The organism is Streptomyces lavendulae subsp. lavendulae (assembly GCF_002803845.1).
GTDB lineage: Bacteria > Actinomycetota > Actinomycetes > Streptomycetales > Streptomycetaceae > Streptomyces > Streptomyces lavendulae.
Map to the genome: position 1 here is coordinate 1,088,784 of NZ_CP024985.1, position 13,464 is coordinate 1,102,247.

At 75.2% G+C, this 13,464-nt stretch carries 12 protein-coding genes; 7 read left to right on the top strand and 5 right to left on the bottom strand.

Annotation, left to right across the window (positions count from 1 at the left end):
* Positions 1-16: 16 nt before the first annotated feature.
* Complete coding sequence (locus SLAV_RS04920; protein ID WP_030241267.1) at positions 17-652, bottom strand: hypothetical protein; 636 nt, start codon at positions 650-652, stop codon at positions 17-19.
* A gap of 133 nt (positions 653-785) precedes the next feature.
* Here SLAV_RS04920 and SLAV_RS04930 point away from each other — a divergent pair, with 133 nt between their 5' ends.
* The 4 genes from SLAV_RS04930 to SLAV_RS04945 all read left to right on the top strand — a co-directional run bounded on the left by SLAV_RS04930 (position 786) and on the right by SLAV_RS04945 (position 5,887).
* On the top strand, positions 786-1,463 hold the full coding sequence (locus SLAV_RS04930; RefSeq protein WP_030241269.1) for a response regulator transcription factor: 678 nt from the start codon (positions 786-788) through the stop codon (positions 1,461-1,463).
* Between the two features lie 82 nt (positions 1,464-1,545).
* A complete protein-coding gene (locus SLAV_RS04935) occupies positions 1,546-2,949 on the top strand; it encodes a sensor histidine kinase (protein ID WP_051841525.1) in 1,404 nt (467 codons plus the stop codon).
* Positions 2,950-3,055: 106 nt separating this feature from the next.
* Positions 3,056-3,574, top strand: coding sequence for a universal stress protein (locus SLAV_RS04940; protein ID WP_037689191.1), 519 nt, complete (start codon positions 3,056-3,058; stop codon positions 3,572-3,574).
* A gap of 429 nt (positions 3,575-4,003) precedes the next feature.
* Positions 4,004-5,887 (top strand): ATP-binding cassette domain-containing protein, encoded by a 1,884-nt coding sequence (locus SLAV_RS04945; RefSeq protein WP_063760391.1) that lies wholly within the window; start codon positions 4,004-4,006, stop codon positions 5,885-5,887.
* Positions 5,888-5,972: 85 nt separating this feature from the next.
* Here the strand turns inward: SLAV_RS04945 and SLAV_RS04950 are convergent, their stop codons facing one another.
* Positions 5,973-6,509, bottom strand: coding sequence for a DoxX family protein (locus SLAV_RS04950; RefSeq protein ID WP_030241280.1), 537 nt, complete (start codon positions 6,507-6,509; stop codon positions 5,973-5,975).
* A gap of 210 nt (positions 6,510-6,719) precedes the next feature.
* Here SLAV_RS04950 and SLAV_RS04955 point away from each other — a divergent pair, with 210 nt between their 5' ends.
* The 3 genes from SLAV_RS04955 (at position 6,720) to SLAV_RS04970 (ending at position 10,351) form a co-directional block, all read left to right on the top strand.
* A complete protein-coding gene (locus SLAV_RS04955; RefSeq protein ID WP_030241282.1) occupies positions 6,720-7,100 on the top strand; it encodes a hypothetical protein in 381 nt (126 codons plus the stop codon).
* Between the two features lie 840 nt (positions 7,101-7,940).
* Positions 7,941-9,047, top strand: coding sequence for a PLP-dependent cysteine synthase family protein (locus SLAV_RS04965; protein ID WP_030241287.1), 1,107 nt, complete (start codon positions 7,941-7,943; stop codon positions 9,045-9,047).
* Positions 9,044-10,351: an MFS transporter gene (locus tag SLAV_RS04970; RefSeq protein ID WP_030241289.1), complete on the top strand. Its 1,308-nt coding sequence runs from the start codon at positions 9,044-9,046 to the stop codon at positions 10,349-10,351. Before SLAV_RS04965 ends, SLAV_RS04970 begins: the two co-directional genes overlap by 4 nt.
* A 60-nt stretch (positions 10,352-10,411) precedes the next feature.
* Here the strand turns inward: SLAV_RS04970 and SLAV_RS04975 are convergent, their stop codons facing one another.
* From SLAV_RS04975 to SLAV_RS04985, 3 genes are read right to left on the bottom strand one after another with little or no spacing between them, the layout of a single operon-like run.
* The gene (locus SLAV_RS04975) at positions 10,412-11,404 is read right to left on the bottom strand and encodes an alpha/beta hydrolase (RefSeq protein WP_030241291.1); all 993 of its coding nucleotides are present in this window, start codon (positions 11,402-11,404) and stop codon (positions 10,412-10,414) included.
* Complete coding sequence (locus SLAV_RS04980) at positions 11,404-12,414, bottom strand: LGFP repeat-containing protein (protein WP_244225233.1); 1,011 nt, start codon at positions 12,412-12,414, stop codon at positions 11,404-11,406. Before SLAV_RS04980 ends, SLAV_RS04975 begins: the two co-directional genes overlap by 1 nt.
* A gap of 13 nt (positions 12,415-12,427) precedes the next feature.
* The gene (locus tag SLAV_RS04985; RefSeq protein ID WP_425276235.1) at positions 12,428-13,426 is read right to left on the bottom strand and encodes an LGFP repeat-containing protein; all 999 of its coding nucleotides are present in this window, start codon (positions 13,424-13,426) and stop codon (positions 12,428-12,430) included.
* Positions 13,427-13,464 lie beyond the last annotated feature (38 nt).

Genomic DNA, 13,464 nt, shown 5'->3' on the forward strand with positions numbered 1-13,464 from the left:
CGGGCCGGGAGCCGGCTTACTGGGCTTGGCGGCCGTTCAGGGTGACGTTCCCGCTGACGGTGCCGTCGGAGCCCGAGACGGTCACCGCGTGCCGGACGCCGTCCGGGCCGAGGACCACCGCCAGCCAGGCGCTGCCGCCGCCCTCCTGGGCGACCGGGCGCAGGCTCTCGACCTTGCCGCCGCTGACCGCTCCCGCCGCCTTCTCCGCGGCCTGGCCGATCGGCAGGGAGGGCAGCGGTGCGGGGGCGGTCTTCTGACTGCCCTTCCGGGTGCCCTTCGGGGCGCCTGCGAGGGCGTCGGCGCCGTCGCGGATCTCCGGAGCGCCCTGCCGGTGGGCCATCCGCTCCCCCTTGCCCTCGTGGGCGTGCCCGGGGCCGCCCTCGCGGCCGTGCCCGTGCCCGCCTTCGTGGCCTCCCTCGGCCCACTCGAAGCGGGGGCCCTTGCCCACCCGCTCGTGGTGGTGCCCGGCCACGGCGACCGCCGCCGCCCCGCCGCCGACGATCACCGCGGCGGCCACGCCCGCGGCCGCCCAGCGCCCGCCCCTGCCCCGGGGGAGCACCCGGGCCAGGCGCTTGCGCCCGCCGGACCCGGCCTCGGGGGCGGACTGCCCGGACTGCTCCGACGGTTCCGACGGCGGGTAGAACTCAGACATACCGGCACTCCTCATGCACCCGGGCACCGCACCCGGCTCGGCCCCGAGCATGCCGAGCCCTTGCTGAAGCTCACCTGAAGCCACCTGAAGACCTCTTCAGCGACGCGGCCGGGGCGCCTGAGACCCTGTTCCCATGCGCGTACTGGTGGTGGAGGACGAACGACGGCTGGCCCTGGCCCTGCAGCGCGGGCTCCAGTCGGAGGGGTTCTCGGTGGACGTGGCCCACGACGGGCTGCAGGGGCTGTGGATGGCCTCCGAGCACGAGTACGACCTCATCGTCCTCGACATCATGCTCCCCGGCCTCAACGGCTACCGGGTCTGCGCGCGGTTGCGCGCGGCGGGCCACGAGGCCGGGATCCTGATGCTCACGGCGAAGGACGGCGAGTACGACGAGGCCGAGGCGCTGGACACCGGCGCCGACGACTTCCTGTCCAAGCCCTTCTCCTACCTCGTCCTCGTCGCCCGGCTCCGCGCCCTGGGCCGGCGTACGGGCCGCCGCGGCCCGCGGACCATGACCTTCGGCGACCTCACGCTCGACCCCGCACGGCACCTCTGCTCCCGGGGCGGCACGGAGATACGGCTGACCGCCCGGGAGTTCGCGGTCCTGGAGTACCTGGCCCGCAGGCCCGGCGAGGTGGTGCCCAAGCGGGAGATCCTGGAGCAGGTCTGGGACAGCGCCTTCGACGGCGATCCGAACGTGGTCGAGGTCCACGTGAGCGCGGTGCGGCGGAAGATCGACGCGCCCTTCGGCCGCACCGCCCTGGAGACCGTGCGCGGCGCGGGCTACCGACTGGCGGCCGACGGTGGCTGACGCCCTGGCCTCGGCCCTGCGCGGGCTGCGCGGCTCCGTGGCGCGGCTGCCGCGGTGGATCCCGTTGCGGCGCCTGGGGCGGCTGCGGCCCACCACCGTACGCGCCCGGGCCACCGCGGGCGCGGTCGTGGTGGTGGCGGTGGCCCTGGCCGTGGCCTCCTTCGCGCTGCTCGGGCTGCTGAGGGCCGACCTGCTGCGCAACGCCGAGCGGGACGCCGCCCAGCAGGCGCAGACCGTCGCCGGGCTCGCGGCGGCCGGGGACCTCGACCGGATGCGGCCGGCCGGGCTCGGGGCGGACTTCGTCCAGGTGGTGAACGCCCGCGGCCGGGTGTTGCGGTCCACCCCGAACCTGGCCGGGCTCCCCGCGCTCGCCCCCGTCACACCGCTGCGGCCGGGCACGTCCTTCCACACCTGGCGGGTGCGCCCGCTCGGCGGCGAGCACCGCCAGCGGGTGGTCCAGGTGACCACGCAGACGCCCCAGGGGCTGGTCGCCGTGTTCGTGGGGACCTCCCTGCGCGACGTGGACGCCGCCGACGACACGACCACCGCCGCCCTCGTGGTGGGCGGGCCGCTGTTGCTGGCCACCGTGGGGTTCGTGACCTGGCGGGTCACCGGACGCGCCCTGCGGCCCGTCGAGGCGATCCGGGCGGAGGTCGCCGAGATCGGCGACCGCGACCTGCACCGGCGGGTGCCGGTCCCGCCGACCCGCGACGAGGTGGCCCGGCTGGCCGAGACGATGAACCTCACCCTCGACCGGCTGGAGTCCTCCGGCATCCGCCAGCGGCGCTTCATCGCGGACGCCTCGCACGAGCTGCGGAGCCCGATCACGGTGCTGCGCACCCAGCTGGAGGTGGCCCTGGCCGTCCGGGACCAGGAACTGTGGCCGGAGCTGATCGGCGGGGCGCTGGAGGACGTCGAGCGGCTCCAGCAGCTGGCCTCGGACCTCCTGCTGCTGGCCCGGATCGACGCCGCCCAGCCGGTGCCCGCGGAGCGGCTCGACCTCGGCGGGGTGGTGCGCGACGCGGTCGAGGCGCGCCTCGGCGACCGGGTCCCCGTCCGCGTCTCGCTGGCGGCGGACGTGGTGGTGGAGGGCAGCGGGCTGTGGCTGGCCCGGGTGGTCACCAACCTCCTCGACAACGCGCAGCGGTTCGCCGCCGGGCGGGTCGACCTCACGTTGCGCACGGTCGGCGGCCCCCGGGCCCGCACCGCCGTCCTGGAGGTGGCCGACGACGGGCCCGGCATCGCGCCGGAGGACCGGGAGCGGATCTTCGAACGCTTCACCCGGCTCGACGACGCCCGCAGCCGCGACCACGGGGGCGCCGGCCTCGGCCTGGCCATCGCCCGCGACCTGACCTCGCACCACGGCGGCACCCTGACGGCCGCCGACTCCCCCGGCGGGGCCCGCCTGGTCGTCCGCCTGCCCGTGGCTCCGCCCGCCCCTGACACGGCTTTGACGCCCGCTCCGCGGGTTCATACGGATCGCTGACGGACGGGCCGCCCCGGCCGCCGTTGAATGGAGACGGGCTCCGGCGCGGCGCAGTGCCGCGCAGCGGGAGCGCGGACGGACGAGGGCGACAGGGGAGGAACCTGCGGTGCGGCGACGCGTGGTGGCGGGTGTGAGCGGGAGTACCGGAAGCCTGACGGCCCTGCACCGGGCCGCCGCCGAGGCGCGGTGGCGCGGGGCGGAGCTGTGGGTGGTGCTGGCCTGGCAGGCGCCGGGCGGGGGGCCGGGGTCCCGTACGTCCTGCGGTGGCTCCCTCGTGTACGCCGAGTGCCGGGCGGCGGCGGTGAGGCGGCTGCGGGAGGTCCTCGACGGGGCCTTCGGCGCGGCGGGCCCGGGTGTCGCCCTGGCCGCCCAGGCGGTACGGGGTACTCCCGGGGCCGCCCTGGTCGACGCCGCCCGGGACGGGGACGACCTGCTCGTGGTGGGGGCCGGTGCGCGGGGGCGGCTGCTCGGCGCGCTGCGGCCCTCGGTGGCCCGCTACTGCCTGGCCCACGCCCCCTGCCCGGTCCTGGCCGTACCGCCGAACCCGCTCCAGGCCCAACTGGACGCGCTGCACCGGCGCAACACCCTGCACGCCCCGCTCGACCCCCGGGAACTCATGCCCTGACCGACCCGCCCGGCACGGGGCCGACCCCGAACGGCGCCCACGCCGGGTCCACATCCGCTCCGGGCCGCGTCAACCCCGGGCCGGGGTCCGCCCCCGGCTCGTGTGTGCCCCGGGGCGCGGCAACCCGGCGGCCCGCAAGCGGTTTCCGGGTGGTGGGGCGGGCACCGGCCGGTTCCGGCCGTTCTGCACGTGTCGGGAGGCCGGGGGCGGGGCCGGGTCCCGGCCGGGGGCGTTCGCGGGCCGGGGTCGCCGCCGCCGACAGGTCGGCCAGATCGCGTTGCTCCGTCCCCGGGGCTGCTGTGTACTCACTCCTCCAGCTCCCCCGGACCCCGCGCCGGCCCTCCCCCACGACCTGGGGAGGGCAGCTTCGCCGTGCCGGAATCCGGACCGAACTGGCCCTGCCCGTAGGCGAGTCGAAGGAGAACCGGCATGTCCGAGAAGCAGCACCGGCCCGGGAAGCAGGCCGTCCCGCCCGCCCCGCCGGAGTTCACGTTCAAGTGGGGCCGGCACAGCAAGGCCATGGAGCGGCTCTCGCTCGCGCAGATGGCCCGGCGCGTCCCGGCCTCCCTCACCCACACCGCCCGGCTCGCGTGGGCGGTGAACCGGACGGCCTTCGTATGGCTGGTCTGCGCCCAGCTCCTCGGCGGGCTCTGCACGGCCGCCGCCCTGGCCGCCGTCTCGAAGGCCATGGGCCCCCTGCTGACCGGCGGCACCGTGGAGCAGCGCGTCTCGGCGGCGGCCTGGCCACTGGCGGCCGCCGCCGCGATGACCGCGCTCGGGGCCCTCTCCTCCATCGCGGCCGGAAGCGCGGCCCGCCGCCTGACCCCCGGCATGTCCACGATCGCCGACCTCGCCATGGTCGACGCCCACATGGACGTGGACCTCGACTGCTACGACGCCCCGGACTTCTCCGAGCGTTCCGAGGCCGCCGAGACCGGGTCGGCCCGCTCCTCGATGCTGCTCCAGGACGCCCTCGGGTTCACCAGCGGTCTGATCGACCTGCTCGCCGTGGCCTCCGTGCTGTCCGTGGTCCACCCGGTGCTGCTGCCGCTCCTGCTGCTGTCGGTGGTCCCGCGCGGGCTGGGCTCCGTACACGCGGCCCGGCTCGACCACGCCCTGCACAACGAGACGATCGCCTCCCGCAACATCCGCCACATGATGCGCTGGCACCTCACCACGCCCAAACTCGCGGACGAGCTGCGCGGCAACAGCATGCGGGCGTACGCCCACCACTGGTACGCGGCGGTCTGCGAGCGCATCGACTCCCGGATGACCGGCTCGGCCCCCCGCTACCTCGCGGTCCACCTCGTCGCCGCCTGCGCCTCCGGGCTGTTCACCGCCCTGACGTGGCTGTCGCTGGGCGGGCTCGTGGTCGGCGGGTACATGGCGCCGGGCGCCGCCGGGACGGCCATCGTCGCGATGCGGACCTCCACGGCCGCGCTGTCCTCGCTGGTCGTGTACGGGGCGGCGATGTTCCAGCACGCCCTCTACCTCGGGGACTACACCGCCTTCATCGCGCAGGCGGCCGAACGTTCGGGGCCGCGCGGCCCCCAGGCCATGGAGGCTCCCGAGAAGATCCGGCTGGAGGAGGCCGGGTACACCTACCCGGGCAAGGACGCCCCCGCGCTCGGCCCGGTGTCGCTGACCCTGAACCGGGGCGAGGTGGTCGCCGTCGTCGGGGAGAACGGGGCCGGGAAGTCCACGCTGGTCCGGCTGCTGACGGCGCTGACGGCCCCGACGGCGGGAACCGTGTCCTGGGACGGGGTGCCGACCTCCGACGCGGACCAGCGCTCGGCCTGGAGCCACGTCGGGCTCGTCACCCAGTCCTACGGGTACTGGCCGTTCTCCGCCCGCGAGAACATCACCCTCGGCCAGCCGGGTCCGCGCGGCGAGGAGGCGGTCTGGGAGGCGCTGGGGGCCGTCGGCATGAAGGAGGTCGTGGCCGGCTTCCCGCAGGGCCTCGACACCCTGCTGGCCCGTTCGCTGTGGGGCGGTCACGAACCGTCCGGCGGCCAGTGGCAGCGCCTGGCCTGCGGGCGGGCCTTCCACCGGCGCCCGGCGCTGCTGGTCATGGACGAGCCGACCTCCGCGATGGATCCGCGCGGCGAGCACCGGGTGTTCTCGGGCCTGCGTGAGACCAAGGACGAGCGGATCACGGTGATCGTCACGCACCGCATGGAGAACTGCCGCCTGGCGGACCGGATCATCGTCCTCGACGGCGGCCGGATCAAGGAACAGGGCAGTTTCGAGCAGCTGCTGGCCGTCGAGGGCGGCACGTTCCGGGAGCTCTACGAGCTGTCACAGGACCGGTAGCGGAAGCCGGCCCGCCGGGCCCCGGGCGGGTGGGGGCCGGGGCAGACGGGGCCGGGGCGGGCGGGGGCCGGGGCGGGCGGGCCGTTCATTCCCGCCCGGCGGCCTCCGCCTCCGCCTCCGCCCGCACCCGGGCCCGGCCGGTCACCACCACGGCGGCGGCGAGGGCGCTGGCCCCGAAGGCCAGCGCCACCGTCCACGGCCGGTCGAAGTGGTGGCCGGTGGCGTGGTCGACGGAGTAGCGGCCCGGTCCGGCGAGGCCGACGGCCGCCGCCGTGAACCCGAGGAAGGCCGGGTACTCGAATCCGCCGCTCTGGTTGAAGAACCCGGCCGGGGCGTGCACGGCCACCGCCCCCGCCATGGCCCCGGCCGCCGCGGCCCCCGCGGCCGGGGTGGCCAGCCCCAGCACCAGCAGCGCCCCGCCGCCCGCCTCCCCCAGACCGGCGGCGATCGCGCTCTGCCGGCCCGGCCGGAAGCCCATGCTCTCCATCGCGGCCGCCGTCCCCTCCAGACCCGCGCCGCCGAACCACCCGAAGAGCTTCTGCGCCCCGTGGGCGATGAGCACCGCGCCGGTGCCGGTGCGCAGTGCGAGCAGTGCGAGGTCACGGCGGTTGATGCAGGTCATCAGGGTCTCCCGGTGGGTGCGCGGACGGGCGGGCGGGCACCGGGAAGGGTGCGGCCGCCCGGGGCGGTCCCGGCATACCTATCCGCTCCCGGCGCCGATGCCCCGGCGAGCGCCCGCAGATCCGCCATACGGGCCCCCGGGTGCACGGTCGGCCACGGATCGTCCGATTGACGACCCTTCATCACGCTCCGGAGACGCTAGGATCACGGTGTGGTCACAGCCCGTGCGCAGCACCTGCCGCCGGCCCGCCTGTCGGCGGGTCTGCTGCACCTGCTCGGGCTGGTCCTGCTGCTGCTCGGCCTGATCTGCACGCACGGCGCCCACGCGCCCGGCGCGGCGGCCCACCCGGTCGCGGCGGCCTCCGTTTCGCAGGCCTCCCCCGCCGACGGCCACGGCCCCGCCCACCCGGCGGACGAGTGCGCGCCCGTGCCGCCCCGGCAGGGTTCGGTGGTGGACTCCCCGGCCGCCCCGTCGGCGGCCGTCACCCGGTGCGCCCCCGAGGTCCGCCGTGGTCTGCCCGGGTACGACCCGTCCGGCGCGGCCGGATCCGCCCCGGTCCGTACGGCGGCTCCGCCGGTCCTGCGGGTGTAGACACCGCCGCCTTCCGTACGGCGACCCGCGCGGCCACGGCCGCACGCCCCGGGAGCCGTACCCGGGGCGGCGCTGCCCGCGCGTCCCCACGGGCAGCGCCGCGCCCGAGGCCCGTACCCCGGTCGGCCCCGTACCCGGTCGGCCCCGTACCCGGCCGACCCGTATCCGGCCGACCCCGGTCCGCACCCCCGTCCACGCCCCGGCCCGTCCCCGCGATCCGCCGCCGCCCCCGCCCGTACCCGGCCGGGGTGCCCGCCGCCCGGAGGAACCGTGTCATGCCGTTCCCGCGTACCCCCGGCCCGTCCGGGCCCGCCGTGGGCATCCGCCGTACTCGGCGCGGTGCCCGCGGTCCTGCTCCTCGCGGTCCTCGCCTGTCTCCCCCACCTCCTCGACGGCGGCGGGGCTTCCGGCGGCGTGCGGCACGAGGCCGTCTCCGCCCGGTCGTGGGCCGCTGGAGCCGTGGCGCAGTCCGGGCCGACGGCCCCTGAAGGACGGCCGCACCCGCATCCGGAGCACGGTCCCTCCTGCGCCGCCGTCCCGGGCGCGGCCCGTCCGGCTCCGGGCCCGGGACGCGACGGCGCCGGGCAGGCGCCGCACGGCCTTCCGGGCCGGGGCGCCGGAACCCGTGCCGGGCCGGCCCCGCCGACCGGGCCGGGAACCGTTCCGCGGGCCCGTTCCGGCCGCTCCGTGCTGACCAGTGTCTGTCGATGGCGGCTCTAGTCCGCTCCCGTAGTTCCCTTCGCAACGGCTGACGCATGCCCAACGGCCGGGCCCCGCCCCGGCCCAGGTCGGCATCCCCATGAGCGACCACTCCACGCACCATCGAACGAGAGCGGAACAATGCATTCTTCGGCCACCGACCTGTCCCAACCCGCCCACCCCGCCCGCACCGGCCTCTCCGGGCTGGTCGGCAACACCCCCCTGCTGCGCGTGTCACAGCCCCTCGCCCCGCAGGGGCGCGGCTTCTGGGCGAAGCTGGAGGGCTTCAACCCCGGGGGCATCAAGGACCGCCCGGGCCTGCACATGGTCGAGCGCGCCCGCGCCCGCGGGGACCTGCTGCCGGGGGCCCGGATCATCGAGTCCACCAGCGGCACCCTGGGCCTCGGCCTGGCGCTCGCGGGAATGGTCTACGGACACCCCGTCACCCTCGTCACCGACCCCGGCCTGGAGCCGTCGATGACCCGGCTGCTGACGGCGTACGGGGCCCAGGTCGACGTCGTCCGCGAACCGCACCCCACCGGCGGCTGGCAGCAGGCCCGCCGGGACCGGGTGACCGAGCTGATGGGGCGCCATCCCGGCTCGTGGTGCCCGGACCAGTACAACAACCCGGACAACACCACGGCGTACACCCCGCTCGCCCTCGAACTGGCCCGCGAGCTGCGCCACATCGACGTCCTGGTGTGCAGCGTGGGCACCGGAGGGCACTCCGCCGGCGTCTCGCGCGTCCTGCGGCAGCTCTACCCCGACCTGACGCTGGTGGGCGTGGACACCGTGGGCTCCACCATCTTCGGGCAGCCCGCCCGGAGCCGGCTGATGCGTGGCCTGGGGTCGAGCATCTACCCCAGGAACGTGGCCTACGAGCAGTTCTCCGAGGTCCACTGGGTCGCCCCGGCCGAGGCCGTGTGGGCCTGCCGCCAGCTCGCCGCCTCCCACTACGCGGCGGGGGGCTGGAGCGTCGGCGCCGTCGCCCTCGTCGCGGGCTGGCTGGCCCGCACCCTCCCGGAGGAGACCCGGATCGCGGCGGTGTTCCCCGACGGGCCCCAGCGGTACCTCGGCACCGTGTACGACGACGACTACTGCGCCGCGCACGGCCTGCTGGACTCGCCCCCGGCCGGCGAACCCGATGTGATCGCCAGCCTGGACGAGAAGGAGGTCACGCGCTGGACCCGCTGCGCCACCGTGGTGGACCCGCTCACGCTGTGCGGGGCGGAGGGCCGGACCCGATGAAGAGCACCCTCGCGCAGGTGCGTTCGTACGAGCGCAGCGTCCAGCTGCTGATGGTCAACCAGTTCAGCATCAACCTCGGCTTCTACATGCTCATGCCCTACCTGGCCACGCACCTGGCCGGGCCGCTCGGGCTCGCCGGCTGGACGGTCGGGCTGATCCTCGGGGTGCGCAACTTCAGCCAGCAGGGCATGTTCCTCGTCGGCGGCACGCTCGCCGACCGGCTGGGCTACAAGCCGATGATCATCGCGGGGCTGGTGCTGCGCGTCGCGGGTTTCGCGACCCTCGGCCTGGTCGACTCCGTGCCCGCGCTGATCGCCGCCTCCGCGGCGACGGGCCTGGCCGGGGCCCTGTTCAACCCGGCCACCCGGGCGTACCTGGCGGCCGACGCGGGTGAGCGCCGCGTCGAGGCGTTCGCGCTGTTCAACGTCTTCTACCAGGCGGGCATCCTGTTGGGGCCGCTGGTGGGCATGGTGCTGACGGGCGTGGACTTCCGCGTCACCTGCCTGGTCGCGGCGGGCATCTTCGCCCTGCTGGGCCTCGTACAGATCCGGGCCTTGCCCGACCGGCGGGGCAACGACGCCGAGGACCGGTCGGCCGGTCCGCGCGAGGGCGTGCTCACGCAGTGGCGCCGGATCCTGCGCAACCGGCCGTTCCTGCTGTTCTCGGTGGCGATGATCGGTTCGTACGTGATGACCTTCCAGGTCTACATGGCGCTGCCGCTGGAGGTCCGGCGCCTCGGCGGCGAAGGCACCTTCGGCACGGCCGCGGTGGCATTGCTGTTCGCGGTCTCGGGGCTGAGCACGATCCTGTTCCAGACCAGGGTCACCGCCTGGTGCAAGGTCCGGATGGCCCCGGGACGGGCGCTGACCTGGGGACTGCTGACCATGGGGACGGCCTTCCTGCCCCTGCTGGCCGCCACGGCGCTCCCGGCGGCGGGGTCGGGGCCGCTCGCCCGGCTGCTGGCCGCCGGGCCGCCGGCGCTGTCCGCGCTGCTGCTGGCGGTGGGGACGATGGTGGCGTACCCCTTCGAGATGGACACCATCGTCCGGCTCTGCGGGGACCGGCTCGTCGCCACCCACTACGGCCTCTACAACACGGTCTGCGGGGTGGGCATCGCGCTCGGCAACCTGCTCACGGGCGCCGCGCTGGACGCGGCCCGCGCGGCCGGGATGTCCGCCCTGCCCTGGCTGGCGCTCTTCGCGCTCGGCCTCGGCTGCTCCGCCGCCGTCTACGGACTCCACCGCACGGGCCGGCTCGCACCCCCCGTCCGGGCCGGGGCCCGGGCGGGCGCCCTGACCGGCTGACCGGGGCGCCCGGTCCCGGGGGCTCCCGCCGCGCGGAGCCCCCGGGGCAGCGGGTGGGGGCTACGCCCTGCGGAGACGGCCGATCATGCCGTCGATGTCGCGGATCATCATGTAGTCGCGGATGATGTGGCCGCCCGGCTCCTCGTACCACTCGTGCGGGATGCCGGCGCGGCCGAGGGCGTCCCGGAACTCCCTCTGCCCGGCCAGTACCTGGGTCTCGTTGAAGGTGTCGAAGGCGTTGGTGCGGTCGGGGCTGGTGCCGGCGACGAGGAAGATCCGCTTGTTGCGGTAGCTCTCCAGCCGTTCCATGGGGTTGTCGGCGGTGACGCGCGCCTGGTCCCAGGGCGCGCCGTAGACCGTACCGCCCGCGAGGTCCTTGACCGCGGAAGAGACGTTGGCCCAGTGGACCACCGCGCCTGCGTCGCGGCGCACGCTGGCCGGGCCGGAGTGGGAGCTGACCGAGGCGAAGTGGCCCCAGTACTTGGCCGCGTACTTCAGCGCGCCGAAGCCGCCCATGGAGAATCCGGAGACGGCGCGGCCGTCGTACTCGGCGAACGTGCGGAAGTTCTGGTCCACCCAGGGGATCAGCTGGTTGATGTGGAAGCTCTCCCAGTTGCGGGGGCCGACGAAGGTGCTGACGGGGTTGGAGTACCAGCCCGCCTGTCCGCCGTCGGGCATCACCACGATGATCGGCTTGCCCGCGGTCCAGGCACGGACTCCGGCGACGTCGAAGGTGATGAAGTCCTGGAGGCCGCCGTGGAGGAGGTACAGGACGGGGTAGGTGCGGCCGCTGGTGTGGTAGTCGTCGGGAAGCAGGACGTTGACGGCGGGCTGCCAGCCGATCTCGTTGGTGGCGAAGCGGTAGTACCACATGCGGGGATCGGCCTCGCCGCGGTCGACGATGTGCAGCCCGGCGGCGTCGCCGACGGCGCCGGCCGCCGTGGCGGAGGCGAGGACGCCTCCGGCGCCCAGGGCCACGGCGGCGGAGAGTCCGCCGACGGTCCTGAGGACGCTCCTGCGGGTGGGGCGCTGCTCGTTCACGAAGTCCTCCATCAGTCGTTGGTGGTCCAGGTGCCCCTGGCCGGGTTCCAGTGGATCGTGGCGTTCTGGAACTTCTGGGCCTTGCCGTTGCCCGCCTCGTCCGTCTCGTCGGTCACCGGGTAGCCGAAGACGCGCTCGTTGCCGCCCGTGCGGAAGGCCTCGTAGATCGCTCCCTGTACCGGGTGCGCTCCGGTCTGCGCGGACCACAGGAACAGCGCCTTCTCGAAGAACTGGTACCGGCCCCGGCTGCCGCCCGGCGACTGGCCGGCCTCCGCCTCGTCCGTCGTCGGGAACCCCCAGCGGCGTTCCGCGTCGGTGGCCCAGAAGCGCGCGAGGATGTCCCCGTACACGGCGAAGGCGGCGTCCGGGTGCCAGAGGACGATGCCGTTGCGGAACGCCTGGAAGCGCCCGCCCAGCATGGAGTCGCGTTCACCGGAGACGGGTTCCCCGAGGGGGCCGCCCGCGCCGCCGAGGGCGGCGTACTTCGCCCCGATGGAGCCGTACGGCATCAGGTCGTCCAGCTGGTTGTACCGGCGCGGGGTGAATCCCCGGAGCCCGTCGTTCCACACGCGTTCCTCGGGTACGTGGCCGAAGTCGTACGTCTCCCGCACCACCGGCCGCGTATGGGCCTCGTCGGCCCAGCGGACGAAGAGGGCGACGTGGTCGGTGCCGCCCGAGTCGCGCAACAGGGCGTCTCCGGGCTGGAGTTCGTTGGCGGGGATGTCCGAGGTGACGTTCCACAGGGTCCAGGTGGTCAGGGACGAGTCCAGGTTCCAGGCCATCGAGACGTAGCCCGAGCAGTCCGGGCGGTAGCAGCCGAACCGGTTCTCGTGGCAGCCGCTCTGGCCGTACGGCACCTGCTCCTCGATCCACGACCAGGCCCGGTCCATCACCTCCCCCCGCCCGATGGACCCGCCGCGCGGGGCCGCACCGGCGGCCTGCGGCGAGGAGAAGGAGATCGCGAGGGCGGCCAGGGCCAGTGCCATCGCCCCGATCACACGCTGGAGGGTCGGCGCTCTCATGGCTGTCTCCCGGTCAGTTGTCGGTGGTCCAGGTGCCCCTGGTCGGGTTCCAGTGGATCGTGGCGTTCTGGAACTTCTGGGCCTTGCCGTTGCCCGCCTCGTCCGTCTCGTCGGTCACCGGGTAGCCCAGGACCCGTTCGTTGCCGCCCGAGCGGAAGGCGTCGTGGATCGCCCCGTGCACCACGTGCGCGCCCGTCTGCGCGGACCAGAGGAAGAGGCCCTTCTCGAAGGTCTGGTACCGGCCGCGGGTGCCGCCCGGCGACTGGCCCGCGTCGGCCTCGTCCATCGTCGGGAAGCCCCACTGCCGTTCGGCGTCGGTGGCCCAGAAGCGCGCGAGGATGTCCCCGTACACGGCGAAGGCGGCGTCCGGGTGCCAGAGGACGATGCCGTTGCGGAACGCCTGGAAGCGCCCGCCCAGCAGGGCGGCCTCCTCGGCGCGCACGGGATCCCCGAGGGGGCCGCCCGCACCGCCCAGGGCGGCGAACTTCGCCCCGATCGCGCCGTACGGCTGGAACGCCTCGTCCCGCATCTGCCGGGCCACGCCCTCCGCCTGGGGGTAGCGTTCCGGGTAGGCCGAGCGCTGGACGGCCTGGGCGAGTTCGCCCGCGCTGCCGCCTTCCATGCCGGGCTCCATCTGCTGGGCCACCTCGAAGAACTTGTTCGCCGCGTAGTCGACGTCGAGGACCTGCTCGGGCGAGCCCCAGCCCTGGGAGGGCCGCTGCTGGAAGACGCCGAGCGAGTCGCGGTCCCCGCAGTTGAGGTTGTTCATGCGGGACTCCACCCAGCCGGTCTCGAACCCGGCGAGCATCACCTTGTCGGACACGCCGCGCCGTTGGCCGACCTCGTAGACCTTGCGGGTGACCGCGATGTCCCGCTCGGGCGGTATCGCGCAGAACATCTCGGCGGTCGCCGGGTGCCCGAGGGGTCCCGGCACGGCGGGCGGCGGCGGTCCCGCCGCCCGGGCCGGTCCGGCCAGGGCGCTCGCGGCGGTCAGGGCCAGCGCGGCCGCCAGCCCGCGTACCGCGCCTCGTACGGGTCCACGCACCTGTG

Excerpts from the sequence above, each read along its gene's own strand:
- SLAV_RS04965 (WP_030241287.1), top strand. The coding sequence starts at position 7,941 with ATGCATTCTTCGGCCACCGACCTGTCCCAACCCGCCCACCCCGCCCGC.
- SLAV_RS04930 (WP_030241269.1), top strand. The coding sequence starts at position 786 with ATGCGCGTACTGGTGGTGGAGGACGAACGACGGCTGGCCCTGGCCCTG.
- SLAV_RS04950 (WP_030241280.1), bottom strand. The coding sequence starts at position 6,509 with ATGACCTGCATCAACCGCCGTGACCTCGCACTGCTCGCACTGCGCACC.
- SLAV_RS04945 (WP_063760391.1), top strand. The coding sequence starts at position 4,004 with ATGTCCGAGAAGCAGCACCGGCCCGGGAAGCAGGCCGTCCCGCCCGCC.
- SLAV_RS04975 (WP_030241291.1), bottom strand. The coding sequence starts at position 11,404 with ATGGAGGACTTCGTGAACGAGCAGCGCCCCACCCGCAGGAGCGTCCTC.
- SLAV_RS04970 (WP_030241289.1), top strand. The coding sequence starts at position 9,044 with ATGAAGAGCACCCTCGCGCAGGTGCGTTCGTACGAGCGCAGCGTCCAG.
- SLAV_RS04920 (WP_030241267.1), bottom strand. The coding sequence starts at position 652 with ATGTCTGAGTTCTACCCGCCGTCGGAACCGTCGGAGCAGTCCGGGCAG.
- SLAV_RS04980 (WP_244225233.1), bottom strand. The coding sequence starts at position 12,414 with ATGAGAGCGCCGACCCTCCAGCGTGTGATCGGGGCGATGGCACTGGCC.